Genomic DNA, 6,250 nt, shown 5'->3' with positions numbered 1-6,250 from the left:
TATACCACTTAACAAGAAAAAAGGATATATTTTAACTTAACCGGTAATGAATATGGTTGTTCATGAACCCACTATTAAAAAACCTACAAATCCAATATAAGATTTAGAGAGTTATAAGCACTTTTTAGCGTTATAATTCTCTAAATATGTATTTTTCTGAATTCTAAACTTTACCGCTTCTTCACTGTCCTGACGGCGGGACTGATTTTCTGTTCGCCGGTGCCGAGGTAGCGGCCCTGCATGTCGAACACGCGTGCGTTGGATGCGCGTCGGGTTTCGTAATATTCGCGTGGTATCGCAATGCCGGTTGTGGAATCGGGTGACGCAGGCTCCGCGCCCGATTCCAGTTTCCATTTTTCAAGGGAATCGAGTCCCGCATTCCCGAGTACGGCCAAGTCATAGCCGATGACCTTCGCTGCACCTGCGGCGTATGCGGTATCGAGCTGTGCCGAAATTCTTGCACTGTCTGCGAGTGCGTGCGAGTCGTCGGTGCGGAACAGTTCCATATCTACCCAGAAATCGATACCGTATTGTTTGCAGGCGTTTGCAACCGCCCGCTCGTAGTTGCCTACGGTCGCGGTTTCAGCATGGTGCTTGCCTGTGTCGCTTGCGCCTACGCCATCCTGCATGGCGATTACGTCGGGCTTGAATCCTGCGGCAAAGAGTTTCTCGAAGAACGTTTGCAACTTTTCGGGAGTTTCCAGGTTCTGGTTGTAGAATGGGGCCGCCATCACCTTCCAGCCCCTAGCCTGTGCGGCTTCGGTGACCGGTTTCAAGAAGTGCTTCGTAAGCATTTCCGGAGTTGCATCATCGCGCAGGCCGTCCCAGTAGTAGCGCGCGATCTCTTGCGGAATGTACGCGCCCGCGACTACGGTCTCGCTCCCGTATAGCGAGTAAATTTCTTCGAGCACCTTCAGGTTGCGTGATGTGAGCGTATCGAGTTGCTCGGCAGTCGGTGGCGTGTACCAGTTGTCGCCATTGTAGTAAAGCCCGAGCCAGATCTTTGTGCCTACGGTTTTCGCTGCCTCGATGCTCTTGGGGAAAAGTTCATTGTTCTTGTACTGCGTGTTCTGCAGAAAGTCAAGTTGCGAGGGGTAGTACAAGTGCGTCGCCTCGACGGCGGCATACTGCAATACGACCTCGTCCATCCCGAGCGCGTGCAGGCGCTGGTGCATGTGCGTGATGGAATCCTGCGGGTAGTAGGCTGTGGACCAGCCCGCATCGAAAACACCCGCGATTCCCGCAGCATCTGCGGCATGAACTGCGCCGGCGAATGGCCCGACAGCAAGCGAAAACACTCCGCACAAGAGCGCGGGAAGCATGAGTCGGAATATGTGCTGCGAGATGGACATACCCGAAATATATACTTATTTCGGGCGAAAGGCACGATTCTCGTATCGGTGACGTTATTTGAGTGTTGCCATCACGTCTTCCACAATCTGCTTGGGCGTGAGGCGGTTCCTTTCCATCAATTCGCCGTAAGGCACCTTGTCGTAGAATTCCTTCTTGAGGCCTTTCACGAGTACGCGCATGTCGCTGTTGCCGTAGAAGCGGGCAATCTTTTCGCCGAAGCCGCCATCGACCACGCCGTTTTCGAGAGTCACGACTATCTGGTGGTCGGCACGCAGGCCTTCCAACACTTCGCAGTCGATGCCTGTCGCAAATCGCGGGTTGACAATCGTCGCGTCGATTCCCTGCTTGGCGAGTTCTGCTGCGACTTCTTCGGCGAGGGCGTAGTAGTTGCCGAGGCCGATAAGGGCGACCTTGCTTCCGCGCTTGTCAACCTTGTATGTATTCAGCTTGGAGTAGTCGGTATCGAATTTTACGCTGCGGTGCGCAACCCCGTTCGGGATGCGGATGGCCATCGGGTGTTCTGTCTGGTCAATGGCGTAGTCCATCATGGCGATTGCCTCTTCCACACAAGTCGGGCAGAGGTAAACCAGGTTCGGGATGTTGCTCATCATCGCAATGTCGAAAATGCAGAGGTGCGTGGTGTCGTTCATGCCGTCGGCGCCGGACATGGTAATGAGCAATGTAGCCGGGTTGTTGTTCGCGCACAAGTCCTGCGAGAGCTGGTCGTAGGTGCGCTGGATAAACGTGCTGTGCGTGCTGTACACGGGCTTTGCGCCACCTTTCGCGAGTCCGGAGGCGAGAGCGACGGCGTGTTCTTCGGCGATACCCACGTCAATGAATTGCTTGCCCGCCGCTTTACGCTGCTCGGCAAAGAACCCGATGCCTGCGGGTACTGCGGAATGGATTACGACCACCTTCGGGTCGGCCTTGATTTTTTTCATCAGGTAGTCGCCGAGGATTGCACCGTAAGATTCGCCGCTGCCCCAGTCCACCACGCCGGTCGGGATGTCGAAGGGAGCCGCCCAGTGGAAGCCTTCCTTCGCGTTTTCGGCGAAGCTGTAGCCCTTGCCCTTGAGCGTGTGGATGTGCACCACCACGGGCTTTGTGGAATCTTTCACCTGCTTGAATGCCGCGATAAGCGATTCGATGTCGTTACCTTGTTCTACATACAGGTAGTCAAAGCCGAGGCTCTTGAAGTAATTGTTTTCGCTCTTGCCCTGTGTGGCTCGGAGTTCCGCGAGGCTACCGTAAAGGCCGCCGTGGTTTTCGGCGATGGACATTTCGTTGTCGTTTACGACCACGATAAAGTTCGTCGCGTATTCGCCCGCGTTGTCGAGGCCTTCGAATGCTTCGCCGCCGCTGAGCGAACCGTCGCCGATGACGGCGATGACGTTGCCCTTTTCGCCCTTGATATCGCGTGCGGTTGCAAGCCCGAGCGCAAGGCTCACGGAAGTCGAAGTGTGGCCAATCATGAACTGGTCGTGTTCGCTTTCGCAGGGTTCGGTGTAGCCGGTGACGCTCCAGTACTTGTCCGGATTCAGGAACGCCTCGGCGCGGCCTGTCAAAATCTTGTGCGTGTAGCTCTGGTGGCTAACGTCATAGACAATCTTGTCCTTGGGAGAATCAAAAACGTAATGCAGCGCGATGGTCGGTTCCACGAATCCAAGGTTCGGGCCCAGGTGTCCGCCGCATTTTGAAATTTTGTTCAAAAGCGCCGTGCGGATTTCTGCCGCGAGCGCCTTCAGGCTTTCCGTGTCCATCTTCTTCACATCTGCAGGGGATGCAATCTTTTCTATCAGCATAAATACCGCCTATAAAATATTTCAACTAAAATATAAATCATTTATTATTTTTTCTCCTATGCGTCGCGTTTTATCATTGCTCGCTGGGCTTTTCCTTGCTGTGCTCTTTGTCGCCTGCTCCGAGTCGTTCACCGACCCGCGCGATGGCCAGAGCTACGACGTAGTAAAGATTGGTGGCCTCACCTGGTTTGCGGAGAACCTGAATTTCGTGACCGAGGGAAGCGTGTGCCCCGAGGGCGACAACCGCAACTGCGATAAGTACGGGCGGCTCTACACCTGGGACGATGCGCGAGCGGCTTGCCCCGGAGGCTGGCATCTCCCGGACAGCGCGGACTTTGCATCGCTTATTACGGAGGCGGGCGGCGCGGATTTTGCGAGCGGCATGGCAGTCGCGGGAGAAAAACTCAAGTCCACCGGCGGGTGGTTCAAGAAGGGGAACGGTACCGACGCGCTCGGCTTTAACGCCCTCCCCGCAGGTTATCGCGGCGCCGTTTATGAAGGCGAGGGCGGCGCACTTGCCGGCGGTACATACGACGGTATCGGCGGTTACGCCTATTTCTGGAGTGCGACCGCCACGCCCGACGATCTCGCGTATTACCTGTTCCTTGATTTCAGTAGCGAGGCCGCAAGCATGAATGCCTTCCCCAAGGGGGACTTCCGTTCCGTGCGCTGTGTTTACAGGTAGAGGCTTATGCCACCGGTAACACCTACGTTGTCGTGCCAATCGGAAGTGCCTATATAAGTGAAGACTCCGCCTACGCTGAATTCGAGCCAGCGGTTGAGTCTGTAGCCTGCAGTGAGATACCCTGTCGCAATGCCGGGGGTGTCCAGATGAATGCCCTCGATTTCGGAATTCGGACCGTAGGAACTTACGCTCAGGTTGAAGAATAGCTTGTCGAAATAGAACCCGGCGTATAGTCCCGCAAAAAAGCTTGCATTAAAACGGGAAGTGTGGTCGCCGATAGTCTTGCACTCGCCGTCATCATCTCCGCAGTCTTCGCCCGTCTCTCCCCAGTATTCCAGGTCGCTGTATTGGCTGTATGTCCCGATGAACGTGCCGAATTCAAAGTGCGTGAAGTTTGCGCCCATCGTGAGGTGCGAAAAGAGGCCGTCCTTGTAACCGAGGCCACCTCCAACCACGAAACTCTTGCCTTTATAGAGGTAGTCGATTTTTCCGCTGAAGTCGAGGCCGCCCATCTCGTACGCGGCATCCTTGAACTTTATCTCTTTTTCAAAAAGCCTATCGAGATCTGCGGTTTCATATATGTCTTCGGAGATGTCCACGTTCTTTTCTGCATTGTAGTTGACTTTGCCGGTAAATCGCCACGATGATGAATGGGGCGCCTGCTGGGTATTTGCACCATGGACTTCCGGCGCCTCGGATACGGTCATCCGGAACTTGTGTATTTGCGTCGTGACGCACCCCGTGTTAAGCAGGGCTGTCAATGCGTAAATGACTAGTGCTGTTGTTCGTGCGAATTTCATGCGCATAAGGTAAGAAATTGCCCCTGCACGGTCAATAATGCAGGCTAATCTTTACGATAGGCGGCAAATTGCACGGATAAAGCGGGCTCTAGTAGAACAGCTTCACGAGCAGTGTACCCACGATGGTCGAGACGATGACGCTCACGAGGCCAGGCCGCATAAAGCTATGGTTCAGCAGGTACTTGCCGATGACGGTTGTGCCCGAGCGGTCGAAGTTCACGGTCGCGATATCGGAGGGGTAGTTCGGGATAAAGAAATACCCGTACACGCTCGGTAACACGCCCAGGAGCACAGGGCCTTCGATGCCGAGGCTATAGGCGAGTGGGAGCATGGCGACCACCACCGCGCCCTGCGAGTTGATGAGCACGCTCACCGCGAAGAACGCGAACGCGATGGCCCACGGGTAATGCTGCACGATGTCTTTGAGGCCGCCCTGCATCACGTCCATGTAGTTCGCGAAGTAGGTATCGGCGAGCCAGGCGATTCCGTAAATGGCGACGACGGCGACCATGCCGCTTTGCCACACGGCGCCCGCCACGGCCTTCTTGGGACTCGCCTTGCAGCAGATAATCATGAACGCCGCGGCCGTTATCATCACAATTTGGATGATGATGTTCATGGCGAGCGGCTTCATTTGCGCCACGCCGTCAATTACTTTACCTGTAGGGAACTTGGGGCGAATGTCGTGGCCCGCAATCTGCATAATGGAGAAGAATACGATGACGACGAGAGCACCGAGGAAAATGAACACGGCGCGCTTCGCTTCCTTGGAGACTTCCTTGTCGAGCACGGAAGCGGTATTCCCGTACATGTATTCCTTCATCTGCGGATCTTTGAGGCGGGCCTGGAATGCCGGGTCCTTGTCGAGGTCGAGCCCACGCTTGTACGAGACGGCTGCCGCGGCCATGAGGCCGCAAAGGCACGCGGGAATCGTAATCGCGATGACCTGCAGGTTATTGATGTTGAATCCGTTTGCGTTAGAGATAATCACGAACGAGGCGACGGCTGCTGCAATCGGCGAGCAGGTGATGCCGACCTGCGAAGCGACCGAAGCTACGGCGCACGGGCGTTCCGGGCGGATTCCCTTCTTGAGCGAGATATCGCAGATAATCGGCATGAGGGTGTAAACCACGTGGCCGGTGCCCACGAGAACCGTGAGGAAGAACGTGCAGAGCGGAGCCAAAATCGTGATGTGGTTCGGATGCTTGCGCAGGAGCCTTTCCGCAATCTGGATTAGCCAATCCATGCCGCCCGATGCCTGCAATATGCCCGCGCAGGTCACTGCCGCGATGATGATGTAGATAACGTCGGTAGGCGGCTTGCCGGGCTGCAGGCCGAAGCCGAGTACGAGGATGGCAAGGCCGATTCCCGAAATAGCGCCGAGGGCAAGGCTCCCGTAACGGGAACCCACGTAGAGTGCGAGAAGCACAACCAAGAGTTGGAGGTAGTGTCAAGGGTTTTTCGCAAAAATAGTTTGTTCCAACATCAGATTTAGGCTACATTTCCTTTCTTTCTGCTCTTTTCCAGTTCCCGTTTCAGTTCGTTTTCCTTTTCCTGCTCATATAGGTGTTTCATGTTCAGGTACCTCTTGGTGCCCCATTCCTTCGAAG

The 6,250-nt window shown here is 55.1% G+C and carries 5 protein-coding genes; 1 reads left to right on the top strand and 4 read right to left on the bottom strand.

Annotated elements, in window-relative coordinates:
- Positions 1-170: 170 nt before the first annotated feature.
- Together BUB22_RS15755 and BUB22_RS15750 are read right to left on the bottom strand one after the other, a co-directional pair.
- A complete protein-coding gene (locus BUB22_RS15755) occupies positions 171-1,352 on the bottom strand; it encodes a DUF4434 domain-containing protein (RefSeq protein ID WP_073116622.1) in 1,182 nt (393 codons plus the stop codon).
- A 54-nt stretch (positions 1,353-1,406) separates the two neighbouring features.
- On the bottom strand, positions 1,407-3,155 hold the full coding sequence (locus BUB22_RS15750) for a 1-deoxy-D-xylulose-5-phosphate synthase (RefSeq protein ID WP_073116621.1): 1,749 nt from the start codon (positions 3,153-3,155) through the stop codon (positions 1,407-1,409).
- A gap of 58 nt (positions 3,156-3,213) precedes the next feature.
- On the opposite strand from BUB22_RS15750, the gene BUB22_RS15745 reads away from it, so the two are divergent.
- The gene (locus BUB22_RS15745) at positions 3,214-3,840 is read left to right on the top strand and encodes a fibrobacter succinogenes major paralogous domain-containing protein (protein ID WP_073116619.1); all 627 of its coding nucleotides are present in this window, start codon (positions 3,214-3,216) and stop codon (positions 3,838-3,840) included.
- Here BUB22_RS15745 and BUB22_RS15740 read toward each other — a convergent pair.
- Positions 3,831-4,640, bottom strand: a complete 810-nt coding sequence (locus BUB22_RS15740) for a hypothetical protein (RefSeq protein ID WP_139259057.1) — start codon at positions 4,638-4,640, stop codon at positions 3,831-3,833. The two genes, BUB22_RS15745 and BUB22_RS15740, sit on opposite strands and share 10 nt — an antisense overlap.
- Positions 4,641-4,728: 88 nt before the next feature.
- On the bottom strand, positions 4,729-6,075 hold the full coding sequence (locus BUB22_RS15735; protein ID WP_073116615.1) for an anaerobic C4-dicarboxylate transporter: 1,347 nt from the start codon (positions 6,073-6,075) through the stop codon (positions 4,729-4,731).
- Between the last annotated feature and the right edge of the window lie 175 nt (positions 6,076-6,250).

Origin of the sequence: Fibrobacter sp. UWCM (assembly GCF_900129735.1) — a bacterium.
Classification (GTDB): Bacteria; Fibrobacterota; Fibrobacteria; order Fibrobacterales; family Fibrobacteraceae; genus Fibrobacter.
The sequence above is the reverse complement of the archived record's forward strand: the minus strand, read 5'-3'. Positions and strand labels throughout refer to the sequence as shown.